We start from the raw sequence: 15,178 nt of genomic DNA on the forward strand, positions 1-15,178 counted from the left end.
TTTTCGCGATAGCGAATCCGTAAAATCAGCGTCTAAAATATAGTCTTATATCGACTTGAAAGCGATTACAAAAGCGATTACGGTAATAATTAATCCCATCATAAAAAGGTTATACGCAATTCGCAATAAAGTATACTTGCGCTGCAAAACCAATCCCAGATAATACAAATCTTTGATCATTGTCGAGTACAAATAATCGCGATCTTTCATCATTTCGTTCATTGCCCAATCGTATTCTGCCAATGGCATTTTATAGAAATTCCCGAAAAACAATAAATTTATCTTTTTAGCTTCGATATCTTCTCTTGTAAAAACTCCGGTTGTTACTTTTGGTCTTGTAGAAAGTATTGCAAATATTATTGTTGTAACACTAGAAATCAACATTATAAAAGTAGGAATCACCAAATGCGCATTCTTCAGACTGTCTAATTTTGGGATAATAGATGAAAGTGCAATCGAAATAATAATCGCATTTACAGACAATAAAATATTGGCTTTACTATCGGCAATTCCGCTTAAGCGAGTATGATTTCCTAAAGTAACACGAAATAAAGTGTCAACACCACGATCCGGTTTTTCTATTTTATCTTTCTTTTTATTTTCAGCTTCTATTTTATCAGCTTCTTTCTTTTCTTGCTTTTCAATTTTCTTTTGAACCATAAGAAGGTTTTTCTCTTTTAACGGTTGCCATTTTTTTTGCGCATAATCCGTATAAAATCGATGTTTGTTCATCAGGAAATTCAAATTTTCTTTTGCCCATTCTGCATTAGTAAAATTTAAATTCCAGGTGTTTTTCAATTCGATTCGTAATAATTCGCAAGTTGTTGCATATTCGGTTCCCATTAAATGAGCGAAATCAGCATCTTTTATTATTTTTTCTAAATGAGTTTTGGGGATATATTCCTTGACCGTTGCCAGAATTAAACTGGAAACAGTTGCTATAAATTCTTCAGATTGTTCTTTTTCTTTCAAAAAAGCCGAAGCAATTTTAACACTTTCCTGTTCATGATTTTCGTAACCTTCTATGTAACCCGTGTCGTGAAACCAAGCGGCAATTAAAAGAAGTTCTTTGTCCTCTCCTTTAACTTCTTCTTTTTTACACAGTTCTTTTACGGCATTTACTACTGTTAAAGTATGGTTAAAATTATGATAAGAATATAGATTAGAAAGTTTATCTTTGAGTAAATTACTGACGAAGTCTTCGGATTGTTCTATTAGATTCATAAAAAATATTTTTACACCACTAAATTATGAAATTGTTTTTGGATAATCATTTTATTACTAAGATTAAAACTTGTTCTATAGCAATAGTTGTATTGTTGCTTGTTTATTCCTGCGCGACGCATAAAGCGCAATATGGAAAAAATGTTAGTGCAAACCAAACGGAAAACGCAACTGATACTATAAAAATTGCCCACACTTTTTATTTAGTTGGTGATGCCGGAAATGCTGACGAAGAACAAGCGCAGCAAACACTGGAATTATTACATCAGAAGCTAAAAAAATCAAGTAAAAAAGCTACTTTATTATTTTTGGGAGATAATATTTATCCTAAAGGTTTTCCTGCAAATGACAATGCTTCGGATAAAGCTTTAGCAGAAACGAAGCTTAAAAATCAATTAAAATTGACGGAAGGTTTTAAAGGAAAAACAATCTTTATTCCCGGAAATCACGATTGGTACAACGGCATAAAAGGTCTGGAACGTCAGGCTGATTTTGTGACTAAATATCTTAATGACAAAAAAGCCTTTTTACCTCGTAAAAGCTGTCCAATTGAAGATGTAAAAATTGACAGCACAGCAACTTTGGTTACCATTGATAGCGAATGGTTTCTGGAAGATTGGGACAATCACCCCACTATAAACGATAATTGCGACATTAAAACCAGAGAAGACTTTTTTACGGAACTGGAAAGTATTTTAAATAAAAATCAGGAAAAAACGGTTGTTATTGCCATTCATCACCCTTTGATGAGTAATGGATCTCATGGTGGACAATATTCATTAGAGAAACAATTGTTCCCTTTAGAGCAAAAAATTCCGTTACCGGTAATTGGTTCTTTTATTAATTTATTGCGAAAAACTTCCGGTGCAAGTCCGCAGGATATTCAAAATAAACAATATACAATTTATGCCAAGAGAGTTAAAACGCTTTTACAGGCTCAGAAAAATGTAATTGTAGTTTCCGGACACGATCATAACTTGCAATACGTTAACAAAGAAAACATTAAACAAATTATTAGTGGCGCAGGATCAAAATCTGAAGCCGCAAGAGCAATAAATCCAACCGAATTCTCTTATGGAGGAAATGGATATGCAACACTTACTTTATTCAAAAGTGGTGACGCAAAAGTGACTTTCTTTGGAAATGAAAACAATAAAGAAAAAGAGCTTTTTGAGCATGAAATTATAAAAGCCAAAGAATTTAACTGGAAGCCAAATCCTTCTAATGATTTCCCACCAAAGATTACAACTTCTATCTATTCTGAGAAAATGACTCAAAAGAGTTTAGTTCATAAATTTTTATTCGGAAATCATTATCGAAAATATTACAGCTTGCCAATCGAAGCCAAAACCGCAACTCTTGACACTTTAATGGGCGGTTTAAAACCAATTCGCGAAGGCGGAGGACATCAATCTGTTTCATTACGAATGTCCGATCCTAAAGGAAGAGAATATGTAATGAGAGCGTTGAAAAAAAGTGCAACCGTGTTTTTGCAATCTGTAGCGTTTAAAGATCAATACGTTGTAAATGATTTTGAAGATACTTATGCCGAAAATTTCCTTCTTGACTTTTATACCACTTCTCATCCTTATACTCCTTTTGCAATTGGAAGCATGGCAGATAAATTAGGGATTTTGCACACAAATCCGATCTTATATTATATTCCGAAACAAAATGCTTTGGGAGAATTTAACTCGAATTTTGGAGATGGATTATATATGGTTGAAGAAAGACCGGCCGATAATCATTTGGATGCTAAAAACTTCGGAAATCCAACTAATATTATTAGTACGGAAGATATGCTGAAAAATCTTCATAAGGACGAAAAATATAGTGTTGATGAAAAAGAATATATAAAAGCGCGTTTGTTTGATATGCTTATTGGCGATTGGGACAGACATAGTGATCAGTGGCGTTGGGCAGAACATAAAATTGGAGATAAAGTTATTTACAAACCAATTCCGCGTGATCGCGATCAGGCTTTTGCCAAATATGACGGAACTTTACTTTCTCTTTTAATGAACATTCCGGCGTTGCGTCATATGCGAACTTTTAAAAGTAAAATCGACAACGTAAAATGGATTAACAGAGAACCTTATCCTATGGATTTGGCGTTCTTAAAAACTGCAGAAGAAAAAGACTGGGTTGCTCAGGCAAAATTTATTCAGGAGAATTTAACTGACAAAGATATTGACGAGGCTTTTAAAAGTCTGCCAAAAGAAGTTCAGGATGAAACTATTGAAGATATAAAGCAAAAACTGAGAAGTAGAAAAAAAGATCTTCAAAAATATGCTTCTACTTATTTTGATGTTTTAAGTCATACGGTAATGATTGCCGGAACGGATAAAAAAGACAAGTTTGTTATCAATCACAATGCAAAGAAAAGTATTGAAATTCAAGTTTTCAGGATTAAAAAAGAAGGTGACGAATTGATCTATACAAAAACCGTTACTGATGCAAAAACTTCAAATTTATGGATTTATGGTTTAGATGATTCTGATGTTTTCCAAGTAATTGGAGATAAAAAATCAAGCATAAAAATTCGTTTAATTGGTGGTCAAAACAATGATACTTATAATATCGAAAACGGAAAAAGAGTAATAGTTTATGATTTCAAATCAAAAAATAATACTTACAATCTTGATTCTAAAACAAGAACTCAGCTAACGGATGATTATGATGTGAACTTGTATAATTATGAAAAACCTAAATATAATGTAGTTTCAGGACTTCCGAATATTGGATATAATCCTGATGATGGCGTAAAAGTAGGTTTCAACTTAAATTATACGGTTAATAATTTCAAACAGAATCCTTATACACAAAGACATGTTTTAAATGGTTTCTATTATTTTGCAACTGGAGGTTTGGAATTTAATTACGTTGCACATTTTCCGGGATTATTAGGTAAATGGGTTATTGATGTTGAATCACAATATACGACGCCAAATTTTGCAATGAATTATTTTGGTTACGGTAACGAAACTAAAAATAACGACGATACTTTTGGAATGGATTATAATCGTGTTCGTATTCAAAAGTTTAATGTTTCGGGTGCTGTTAGACATGTTGGGCGTTATGGAAGTGAATTTAGTGTTCAGCCAATGTTACAACAAATGCGAGTTGAAGAAACGGATAACCGATTGATAGACACTCCCGGCATTATAAACCCAATAGTTTTTGACAGTCAGGTTTATGGCGGAATGAAAGTAAAATATGCTTTTAAGAATGCCGATTTTGCTGCAAAACCAACACTTGGTGTCGCTTTTATGATTTCGGCAACATGGATGGCTAATTTAGATAACACTAAGCAAAACTTCCCAACACTGGAAAGTCTTTTAGGTTTTACACATAAAATTGATCATAACGGAAAATTAGTTTTAGCAACTCTTTTAAAAGGAAAAGCTCTTCTAAATAACAATTACGAATTCTATCAAGGTGCGACTTTAGGTGGTGACAAAGATCTACGTGGTTATAGGAATGAGCGCTTTTTAGGAAGTTCTTATTTCTCTCAAAGTTCTGATTTACGTTTTACTATTGGTAAAATTCAGCGCACTGTAGCTCCGTTAACTTACGGGATTTTAGGTGGGTTTGATTACGGAAGAATTTGGCTTGATGGCGAAAGTTCCAGAAAATGGCATCAGGATTATGGTGGCGGACTTTGGCTGAATGCGATCAACGTTTTAACAGCAAGAATCTCTTATTTTAAATCTCCTGATGAAGTAGGAAGAGTTATTTTTGGAGCAGCGTATAGTTTTTAAGGAAAAGGTTCTGAGGTACTAAGTTGCTAAGGTTCTAAGTTTTTTTTAGGTTCAAAGCTGCAAAGGATCAGAGGTACAAAGTTTTTTTGCCACGAATTTCACAAATTTACACGAATTATTAATTGGTGAAATTTGTAAAATTCGTGGCAAACTTTTTTGAAGTCTTAGCAACTTAGCACCTCAGAACCTTAGTTACTTTAATTTAAACTCGTAAACCTTACCTCCTATTTTGTTTGTTTTTTCATCGGCGATAAGTAATGTGTTGTTGTCTTTGAAAACTATTGCTTCTTTTTGCGAAAAGTGATCTAATTTTATTTCGGTTTGAGATCCTTTATGAAACAAATCTCCTTTGAAACCTTTGAATAAAACAATTTTATCGTGACTTAACAAGACTACTTTTTTTCCGTCTGGACTAATTGTTGCACTTGTCAGGACACAATGATTGTAATTATTACAGGTTTTAAATTCTCCTATTTTGGTCGCTTTTTGTGTTCCGGGAGCATTTAGAATTTTATAGATAAAAGCTGTTCCATCAAAATTTTTGCTTCGGTTTTTGGTGAAAAGATAAAAGTAATTTCCGTGTTCAAAGAAACCTTCAACATCAAAAAACATTTCTTTTTTCTTTGGAGGAAATTCTGTTTGTTCCGGATACGAGAAAGAAACTTTATATTCGGCTACAGCCAAATCTTTATTCAGCTGATTTTTATTAACTTTATAAATACATAAATCTTTGCGTTCATTAGCATTATTCCCGAAATCGCCAATATAAATATTACCGCTTTTATCTTTTGTAATGTCTTCCCAATCGACATTTGTTGCGTTTGTAATAGTGATGGTTTTATTTAATTTTCCCTCTGAATTTATCGCATAGATTTTATTGGCATTTCCGCTATCTTCTAAAGTATAAATCAAATTAGTCTCTGGGAAATAAGTAATTCCTGAAACTTCTTTTAACTTTTTAGGAAGTGAATAAAGTGTCTTAAAATCTGTATTTGATTGTTGCTGACAAGCTAATAAAGCAATAGAAATTCCAAGTAAAAAAAACTTTTTCATAATTTTTAAATGTTTAAGTTCAATGTAAACCATTTAAGTTATATAAGTTCATGTAAAAACAACTTCTTAAATTGACTTATATAACTTATATGGTTTAAAAATCAAACCAAATTAGTGTTTTTAAAGTTACGCGTTATAAATTCAAATGCTGCAAACATGATATGTCCCATTGATTTTGCATTTTTGAATTTCATATCGTTGGTATAACGGTATAATTCCATTTTTAGTTGATTCAAATGATCTTCTGTCGAAATAGTATCATGACACATAATATTTAATAGTTTCTTAATTCTGTTTTCGGCAGAATGAATACGTTTTGCAAGAATCGCTCTTTCTTCGTCTTTATATTGAATAATCGAACGTTCTTCGAGTTTCTCCTTAATCAGTTTTATCATTGGATAATTTTCCTTGAAAAACTGTGGACGATAAACTTTAAAATTGCCTTCATAACACTGCTGATCAAAGTCGATTGGACGTATTTTGTAAACTACCTGATCAAAATCGTGAATTGGCACTATTACATAATTATACGCACGCATATCTCCAAGAAGTCTAATCATACAGCGCTCGTTGAACTTTACAAATTCTTTTGCGATTTGCGATTTCTCCATTTCCGTACAATTATCCAATAAGGTATCCATAAAAACATCGCCCGGAATCCCGATAATATGCTCTTCAATAAGCGTGTCTTTATAGACTAAAAAGTTGATTTTATCCGGCGAAAGAATGTCTTCTAATTCTAGACCGTAAATTCTAGAAGCATCTGCTTTTTTAATATAAAAATGTACGTAATTATCATTGAGAATATTTCGAACTTTGATTCTAAAAGGTTTCGAATTTCCAAAAGTGCAATAATCAATCGCATCAATATTCAGAAACTGAATGATCTCACTATTTCCATCAGAATGCAAAAGTGAATAGATTTTTTTCAGATTCAGATCGATCTCATTTCTTTCAAATTCGCTATAATAAACCCGAATCCATAATGTGTCATTTTCATTCTTATCATACACATTTATAGAACCCGAAAAACGCAATAAATCATCATAGAACACGGACACTTTCGAAATTCGTTCGTATCGTTCTAAATAACTTAATAATGATTGCGTTAAAGGATAGGAAGGTTTTTTTAAAACCATTAAAGGTTCGCTCATTTTTTTAAATATCTTTAATACAAATTTACATTAAATAAAATTTAACGTAACAATATACCAATTGAATCGTCATACTTAAAACTAAAACCGAAATAAATTTGGAAACCATACTTACTATTGAGAATCTTCACAAAAGATACGGTCGCATTCAGGCCTTAAAAAATGTATCTTTTGAAATACAAAAAGGCCGCGTTTACGGAATTCTGGGCCCAAACGGAAGTGGAAAATCGACCACTTTAGGAATTGTTTTAAATGTTGTAAACAAAACTTCGGGCAATTACAGCTGGTTTGACGGAAAAGTTCAAACGCATGATGCCTTGAAAAAAGTTGGCGCTATTATCGAAAGACCTAACTTTTACCCGTACATGACGGCGGAAGAAAACCTGAAATTGGTTTGTAAAATAAAAAGCATCAATTATTCTAAGATAAACGAAAAGCTTGATCTTGTTGGTTTAACAGAAAGAAAAGACAGCAAATTCAGCACTTTTTCTTTAGGGATGAAACAACGTTTGGCAATCGCTTCGGCACTTTTAAATGATCCTGAAATTTTGATTCTGGATGAACCAACAAATGGTTTAGATCCACAAGGAATTCATCAGATTCGAGATATTATAAGAAAAATTGCTTCGCAAGGAACGACTATTTTATTGGCTTCGCATTTATTAGATGAAGTAGAAAAAGTATGTTCTCACGTAATTGTTCTTAGAAAAGGAGAAATTCTATATTCTGGTTCTGTTGACAGTATGTCTGCAAATGAAGGCTTCTTTGAACTGCAGGCAAATGATAATTCAGTACTAAAATCGGTCTTGGAGAACCACGAAGCTGTGGAGAGAATCACGGAAGAAGACGGGAAAATTTTGGTTTACCTGAAATCAGATTTATCAGCTTCTGAACTGAATTTGTATTTATTTTCTAAAAACATTGCTTTAAGTCATTTAGTAAAACGCAAAAACAGTCTTGAAGCACAATTTTTAGAATTAACCAAAAACGCCACTATCAAAACCAACTAAGCCATGAAAAGACTTTTATCTATAGAATTACAAAAAATCTGGAAAAATAAAGCCAGTAAAGTACTTACGCTAACCTATTTCATTTTACTTTCTTTTATTGCATTAATTGCATCGATAAAATTTGATATTGGCCCTTTTAAATTTCATGTAGCCGAAATGGGTATTTTCAATTTTCCATATATCTGGCATTTTAATACGTATGTAGCAGCATTGCTAAAACTTTTCCTTGCTATTGTTATTGTTTCGATGATGGCAAATGAATATAGTTATGGTACTTTAAAACAAAATCTAATTGACGGTTTAAGCAAAAAGGAATTCATTTTATCTAAATTTCTGACAGTTGTTCTTTTTGCATTATGCTCAACAGTTTTTGTTTTTGTGATGAGTTTAATTTTAGGGTTTAGCTTTTCATCTTACACAGAACTTGATGTTGTTTTTATGGATTTAGATTACTTATTAGCTTTCTTTGTAAAACTAGTTGGCTTCTTTTCTTTCTGTTTATTTCTGGGTATTTTGGTTAAACGCTCGGCTTTTGCCTTAGGTTTTCTTTTAGTTTGGAGTATAATTGAAGGAATTATTAAAGGTCTTTTGGTATTTAAAATTTTCCCTGACAGCAATACAGCAGATTATATTACGAGATTTCTTCCGCTTGAAGCCATGTCAAATTTAATTGTAGAACCTATTTCAAGACTTAATGTCATAAGAAGTATAGGAACTCAAATTGGAGTTGAAAACATTAAAGATTATAGTGTACATTATCTTTCAATTCTCATTGTTTTAGTTTGGACATATTTATTTACATACTTTTCTTATAAATTATTAAAAAATCGAGATTTATAGTATATTTGCTAGTATGAATCGTTATATATGCCTTTTACTAGTTTTGTTTTTATGTTGTTTATCTTCTAAGGTAAACGCACAGTATATAAGTGTAAATGATCAAAAAACACCGCAAGAATTAATTAACGATATTTTGGTTAATAGTTCTTGCGTTTCTGTTACAAATACCTCAGGAAGCGGAGATGCTTTTACTCCTCCAAAAAATAGCTTTGCTTATTTTAATTCAAACGGCAGCAGCTTTCCATTTGCTGAGGGAGTTGTTTTGACTACTTCTACGAGCGAGAATGCTGTTGGTCCTTTTATTACCAGCATTGGTGGCGGAAGCACAGAATGGAAAGGTGATGCTGATTTAAATCAAATTCTTGGAATTAATTCTATAAATGCTACATCTTTAGAATTCGATTTTGTTCCTTTAACTGATTTTATAAGTTTCAATTATATTTTTGCTTCTAATGAGTATCAGTCTTTTTTTCCATGTCAATATTCCGATGGATTTGCTTTTTTAATTAAAGAAGCAGGAACAAGCGATCCTTATCAAAATTTAGCTGTATTACCTAATACTTCTATACCTCTGTCTTCAACAAATGTTCGTCCACTAATTAAACCTGGAACAGCAAGTAATGGCGATCCATATCCTGGTTGTCCTGCTGAAAACGAACACTATTTTAATGGCTTAAACACATCGTCGAGTCCAGTGAATTATGCAGGACAAACCGTTGTAATGAATGCACAAACCAAAGTAGTTGCAGGAAAAAAATACCATATAAAACTTGTTATCGCCGATGATAAAGAACAATATTATGATTCAGCAGTTTTTTTACAAGCGGGTAGTTTTGCGTCTAAAATTGACTTTGGACCAGATCAGACAACCTTAAACAATGATCCCGTTTGTTTTGGACAAAGTATAACTTTAGATACCAAATTAGCTTCTACTTATAATTATAAATGGTACAAAGACGGATTGTTGATTAATGGCGCAAACGGTCCAAAGTATAATCCAACAGAATCCGGAACTTATAGCGTTGAATGTACGCTGACGCCGTCAATCTGTAAACTAACCGGAGAAGTTAAACTTGAATTTGCTGCAGAAATTTTATCGACAAATACTTCTTTAATTCAATGCGACGATAATACGGACGGAATCAATGTTTTTGACTTAACAAAAGTTGATAATATTGTAAAAAATAATGTTGCTGATATTACAAATAATGGTTACTACGAAACATTACCAGATGCTCAGAACAAGACAAAACCTATAGCAACTCCTTCAAATTATACTAACAAAGCAAACAATCAGATTGTTTTTGCCAGAATCGAAAATAAATATGGTTGTTATGAAACCGCTGAAGTAACATTACAAATTTCAAGCGCGACAATTCCAAATCAAAGTCCAATTGCAACTTGCGATGATGATGATAATAAACTAGATGGATTCTACCAATTTGACCTTGCCACTCAGGTCACTCCGCAAGTCCTTACAGGTTTACCAAGTGGTTTAGTTCCTTATTACTATTCATCTCAAAATGATGCTTTAGCTGATACCAATAGATTACCAAATATCTATAAGAACACAACTGCTTTTAATCAGACAATTTATGTTCGTATTGTCAACGGACCAGATTGTTACGGTATTACATCTGTCCCACTTGTTGTAAATACTTTCGATCCGCCTAACTTTGAGGATGAATCTGAAATTCTATGCAAAGGAGATGACACAACATTAGCTGTTGCAAATACTTTTAGCAGTTATTTATGGAGTACCGGCAGCATGGCAAATCAAATCGATGTTGATACCGCTGGAGATTATTCTGTAACTGTACAAGATGCAAATGGTTGTAGCAAAACTAAAAAATTCAAAATAATTGCGTCTGAACCAGCAGCAATAACAGAAGTTGTTGTTAAAGATTTTTCAGGAACTGACAACTCGGTTTTAATTGAATTTACAGGAAACGGAAACTATGAATTCTCAATAGACAGAATATCTTATCAGGACAGTCCTTCGTTTTCAAACGTAAATACAGGAATATATAATGCCGTTGCAAGAGATAAAAACGGATGTGGTCCCTCTAATACCTTTTTATTTTATGTTCTGGATTATCCTAGGTTTTTCACACCTAACGGAGATGGATTTAATGATTTATGGTTTGTAAAAGATTTCGATCAGCTTCCTGCTTATAAAATATCTATTTTTGATCGTTATGGAAAGTTTTTAAAACAAATGGATCAAAACAGCGCAGGTTGGAATGGAACTTTTAACGGTCAACAACTCCCATCAGATGATTATTGGTTTACCTTGGTTCTTGTAAATGGGAAAACTATTAAAGGTCATTTTAGTTTAAAAAGATAATTACCCAACTTCAATTAAAGAAGAAATTCAGATAACAATTTTACAAACTAACATTGCATAAAAAAAGCCATTCGATATCGAATGGCTTTTTTACTTTTATATAAAGATAAAATTAGATTTTAAATCTTTTTCTATCAGTTTCTGTCAAATAGATTTTTCTCAAACGAATAGATTTTGGTGTAACCTCTACATATTCATCTTTTTGAATGTACTCTAAAGCTTCCTCTAATGAGAAAATAATTGGAGGGATGATTCTTGCTTTTTCATCATTTCCAGAAGAACGAACGTTAGATTGTTTTTTCTCTTTCGTTACGTTTACACACATATCATCAGCACGAGAGTTTTCTCCAATTACCTGACCTTCGTAAATTTCAGTATTTGGTTCAACAAAAAACTTACCACGATCTTGCAATTTATCGATAGAATAAGGAATAGCTTTTCCTTTTTCCATAGAAATCAATGAACCTTTGTTACGTCCGGCGATTTCACCTTTGTAAGGCTCATATCCAATGAAACGGTGTGCCATAATAGCCTCACCAGCTGTTGCAGTAAGCAATTGGTTACGTAATCCAATAATTCCACGTGATGGAATATTAAATTTCACAATCATACGCTCCCCTTTAGTTTCCATACTCAACATTTCACCTTTACGTAAAGTAACAAACTCTACTGCTCTACCTGAAAGTGATTCTGGTAAATCGATTGTCAATTCCTCAATTGGCTCACATTTTTTACCATCAACTTCTTTGATGATAACTTGTGGCTGACCGATTTGTAACTCATAACCTTCTCTTCTCATTGTTTCAATAAGAACAGATAAGTGAAGTACTCCACGACCAAAAACCATGAATTTATCAGCAGAATCAGTTTCACCTAACTTCATCGCTAAGTTTTTCTCTAATTCTTTTGTCAATCTTTCTCTAATATGACGAGAAGTTACAAATTTACCCTCTTTACCAAAAAAAGGAGAGTCATTAATTGTAAACAACATACTCATTGTAGGCTCATCGATATCAATCGTTTTTAAACCTTCAGGATTTTCATGATCGGCAATAGTATCACCAATTTCAAAACCTTCAACTCCAATGATTGCACAAATATCTCCAGCAATAACTTCTTGTACTTTTTTACGACCAAGTCCTTCAAATGTATGAAGTTCTTTGATACGAGATTTAGATATACTACCATCTCTTTTTACTAATGAGATTGGCATACCTTCTTTAAGAACTCCTCTTTCAAGACGACCAATAGCGATACGACCTGTAAAAGCTGAGAAATCTAAAGAAGTAATTAACATTTGTGGTGTTCCTTCAGAAACTTTAGGAGCCGGTACATTTTCAACAACCATATCCAATAATGCTTCAACATTATCAGTTACGTTTTCCCAATGATCAGACATCCAGTTATTTTTAGCAGAACCATAAACTGTTGGGAAATCCAACTGCCATTCTTCAGCACCTAATTCAAACATTAAGTCAAAAACTTTTTCGTGAACTTCTTCAGGAGTACAGTTTTCTTTATCAACTTTATTGATAACTACACATGGCTTAAGACCTAAGTCAATAGCTTTTTGTAATACAAAACGAGTTTGTGGCATTGGACCCTCAAAAGCATCCACTAGCAAACATACACCATCGGCCATGTTCAAAACACGTTCTACTTCACCTCCAAAATCCGCGTGGCCAGGAGTATCGATAATGTTGATTTTTGTTCCTTTATATTGAACAGAAACGTTTTTAGAAGTAATAGTAATACCTCTCTCACGCTCTAAATCGTTATTATCAAGAATTAAATCACCTGTGTTTTCGTTGTCACGAAATAATTGACAGTGATACATAATTTTATCAACCAAAGTGGTTTTACCGTGATCGACGTGGGCAATAATTGCAATGTTTCTAATAGATTCCATCTGTGATTTTTAATGGGTGCAAAGGTACACTTTATTTTGATATAAAAAACGTTTCGACGATAGTTTGCGTATAGACAAGTAATTAGTTCATCAAAAACAGCATTAATTTAAGTGTAATTTGAACTTTTGTTATTGTTTAATTATACTTAATTTAACTATATTTGAGTAATGAAAAGTAAAACTATCCAAATTACTCTAGTCTATATTATCATATCGTTATTTATGGCGATTGTCTGTCATAAAATACTTACTACTTACTTTTCTAAGACCGAATATTATTTAGTTTTTTTCTTTAAAGATATTTTTTTCATAATCAGTACCGCACTATTCTTCAATTACATACTATCCAAAAACGAGAAAAAAAATATTGCAGTTTTCAAGAAATTAAAAGAAACAAACGAAGAAATTAAAGAATCAAATGAAAAATATGACATTGTAGCAAAAGCAACAAGTGATACAATTTGGGACTGGAAAATTCAGGAAGACAGCATAAATTGGAATAAAGGAATAGAAGGAATTTTTGGTTATAATCCAGCCGAAGTCGGAAAAACATCTAAATGGTGGTTTGACAAAATTCACCCTGAAGACAGCATTAGAATGTCGATCAAATTATACTCTTTTATTGAGCAAAAGACGGAGAAATGGCAAGATCAATATCGTTTCAGATGTGCGGATGGAACTTATAAATATGTTTTGGACAGAGGTTTTCTATTAAAAGATGAAAACGGAAGAGCCATCAGAATGATTGGAGCCATTCAGGATATTACAAAACAAAAAGAGGAAGAACAGCGATTAAAACTTTTAGAAACCGTAATTACACAATCCAGAGATTCAATTTTAATCACAGAAGCAAATTCAGCAGATCGTAAAATACCACGAATCGTATATGTAAACCCGGCATTTTCGCAAATGTCAGGATATCAATCCAATGAGATTATCGGAAAATCTCCAAATATCTTTAAAGGGCCAAAATCTGATTCTGAGGAATTAAAGAAACTATTAAAAGCTATAAAAAATGAAGAAGAGTGTTTAATAGAAACCATTACCTACACTAAGAAAAAGGAAGAATATTGGGTGAGATTCTCCATGATTCCAATTTTCAACAATGAGAGTGTTATTACACACTGGATTTCGATACAAAGAGATATCACAGACGAAAAGAAACTAGAAACAGAAAAAGAACATTTAATTAGAGAATTAACTCAAAACAATAAAGATTTAAAACAGTTTTCCTATATCACATCTCACAACTTAAGAGCTCCATTATCTAACTTGATTGGACTTTTAAATCTAATTGAGGATATTCCGATCGAAAACGAAGAACTTGAAGAAATTCTGGGAGGCTTTACCAAATCAACACATTTATTAAACGAAACTATAAATGATCTGGTAAAAGTAATCATCATCAAAGACAATCCTTCGATGCAGAAAGAGGAAGTTTCTCTAAAAGAGGTTTTCGAAAATGTATTTAGTCAATTGTCATTTCAAATTGAATTGCACAAACCAATTATCAAACTAAAATTTGATCGGGTTCCATTACTAAACACCAACAAAGCTTACATTGAAAGCATTTTACTTAATCTACTCACGAATTCAATAAAATACAAGTCAGAAAATAGAAAATTAAAAATCTCTATTACTGCAGAACAAATAGATCACAAAGCAATATTAACTTTTAAGGACAACGGAATTGGAATTGATTTAGAAAGAAACCGAGATAAAGTTTTTGGACTATATCAAAGATTTCATAATTACCCAGACAGTAAAGGACTCGGCTTGTATCTTGTAAAGTCACAGGTTGAAACCATGGGAGGAACAATCAGCATCGACAGCGAGGTGAATAAAGGCACCACGTTTACAATAACATTTAAAAATTAAAA

General features: G+C 32.5%; 9 protein-coding genes. 5 read left to right on the top strand and 4 right to left on the bottom strand.

The genetic code is table 11. The features are described from left to right. Positions 1-45: 45 nt before the first annotated feature. Complete coding sequence (locus CLU81_RS06455; RefSeq protein WP_099709082.1) at positions 46-1,224, bottom strand: Pycsar system effector family protein; 1,179 nt, start codon at positions 1,222-1,224, stop codon at positions 46-48. 26 nt (positions 1,225-1,250) lie between these two features. On the opposite strand from CLU81_RS06455, the gene CLU81_RS06460 reads away from it, so the two are divergent. Continuing rightward, positions 1,251-4,985 carry a metallophosphoesterase gene (locus CLU81_RS06460; protein ID WP_099709083.1) on the top strand — a complete coding sequence of 1,245 codons (3,735 nt, stop codon included), beginning with the start codon at positions 1,251-1,253 and terminating at the stop codon, positions 4,983-4,985. A 192-nt stretch (positions 4,986-5,177) separates the two neighbouring features. Here the strand turns inward: CLU81_RS06460 and CLU81_RS06465 are convergent, their stop codons facing one another. Both CLU81_RS06465 and CLU81_RS06470 read right to left on the bottom strand, forming a co-directional pair. Continuing rightward, complete coding sequence (locus CLU81_RS06465; protein WP_099712688.1) at positions 5,178-6,038, bottom strand: hypothetical protein; 861 nt, start codon at positions 6,036-6,038, stop codon at positions 5,178-5,180. 101 nt (positions 6,039-6,139) lie between these two features. Next, a complete protein-coding gene (locus CLU81_RS06470) occupies positions 6,140-7,192 on the bottom strand; it encodes a hypothetical protein (protein ID WP_099709084.1) in 1,053 nt (350 codons plus the stop codon). 98 nt (positions 7,193-7,290) lie between these two features. On the opposite strand from CLU81_RS06470, the gene CLU81_RS06475 reads away from it, so the two are divergent. From CLU81_RS06475 to CLU81_RS06485, 3 genes are read left to right on the top strand one after another with little or no spacing between them, the layout of a single operon-like run. After that, positions 7,291-8,202: an ABC transporter ATP-binding protein gene (locus CLU81_RS06475; RefSeq protein ID WP_099709085.1), complete on the top strand. Its 912-nt coding sequence runs from the start codon at positions 7,291-7,293 to the stop codon at positions 8,200-8,202. A gap of 3 nt (positions 8,203-8,205) precedes the next feature. Further along, positions 8,206-9,042 carry an ABC transporter permease gene (locus CLU81_RS06480; protein ID WP_099709086.1) on the top strand — a complete coding sequence of 279 codons (837 nt, stop codon included), beginning with the start codon at positions 8,206-8,208 and terminating at the stop codon, positions 9,040-9,042. A gap of 13 nt (positions 9,043-9,055) precedes the next feature. Then, positions 9,056-11,389 (top strand): T9SS type B sorting domain-containing protein, encoded by a 2,334-nt coding sequence (locus CLU81_RS06485; protein ID WP_099709087.1) that lies wholly within the window; start codon positions 9,056-9,058, stop codon positions 11,387-11,389. Between the two features lie 112 nt (positions 11,390-11,501). On the opposite strand, the gene typA is transcribed toward CLU81_RS06485, so the two are convergent. Continuing rightward, positions 11,502-13,298 (bottom strand): translational GTPase TypA, encoded by a 1,797-nt coding sequence (gene typA / locus CLU81_RS06490; protein WP_099709088.1) that lies wholly within the window; start codon positions 13,296-13,298, stop codon positions 11,502-11,504. Between the two features lie 168 nt (positions 13,299-13,466). On the opposite strand from typA, the gene CLU81_RS06495 reads away from it, so the two are divergent. Beyond that, positions 13,467-15,176, top strand: a complete 1,710-nt coding sequence (locus tag CLU81_RS06495; protein WP_099709089.1) for a PAS domain-containing sensor histidine kinase — start codon at positions 13,467-13,469, stop codon at positions 15,174-15,176. The last annotated feature ends 2 nt before the right edge of the window (positions 15,177-15,178 follow it).

Source organism: Flavobacterium sp. 9 (genome assembly GCF_002754195.1).
GTDB lineage: Bacteria > Bacteroidota > Bacteroidia > Flavobacteriales > Flavobacteriaceae > Flavobacterium.

What these genes read in the sequence shown, in the direction of transcription:
- CLU81_RS06455 (WP_099709082.1), bottom strand. Translation starts at nt 1,224, where the DNA reads ATGAATCTAATAGAACAATCCGAAGACTTCGTCAGTAATTTACTCAAA.
- CLU81_RS06460 (WP_099709083.1), top strand. Translation starts at nt 1,251, where the DNA reads ATGAAATTGTTTTTGGATAATCATTTTATTACTAAGATTAAAACTTGT.
- CLU81_RS06465 (WP_099712688.1), bottom strand. Translation starts at nt 6,038, where the DNA reads ATGAAAAAGTTTTTTTTACTTGGAATTTCTATTGCTTTATTAGCTTGT.
- CLU81_RS06470 (WP_099709084.1), bottom strand. Translation starts at nt 7,192, where the DNA reads ATGAGCGAACCTTTAATGGTTTTAAAAAAACCTTCCTATCCTTTAACG.
- CLU81_RS06480 (WP_099709086.1), top strand. Translation starts at nt 8,206, where the DNA reads ATGAAAAGACTTTTATCTATAGAATTACAAAAAATCTGGAAAAATAAA.
- CLU81_RS06485 (WP_099709087.1), top strand. Translation starts at nt 9,056, where the DNA reads ATGAATCGTTATATATGCCTTTTACTAGTTTTGTTTTTATGTTGTTTA.
- typA (WP_099709088.1), bottom strand. Translation starts at nt 13,298, where the DNA reads ATGGAATCTATTAGAAACATTGCAATTATTGCCCACGTCGATCACGGT.
- CLU81_RS06495 (WP_099709089.1), top strand. Translation starts at nt 13,467, where the DNA reads ATGAAAAGTAAAACTATCCAAATTACTCTAGTCTATATTATCATATCG.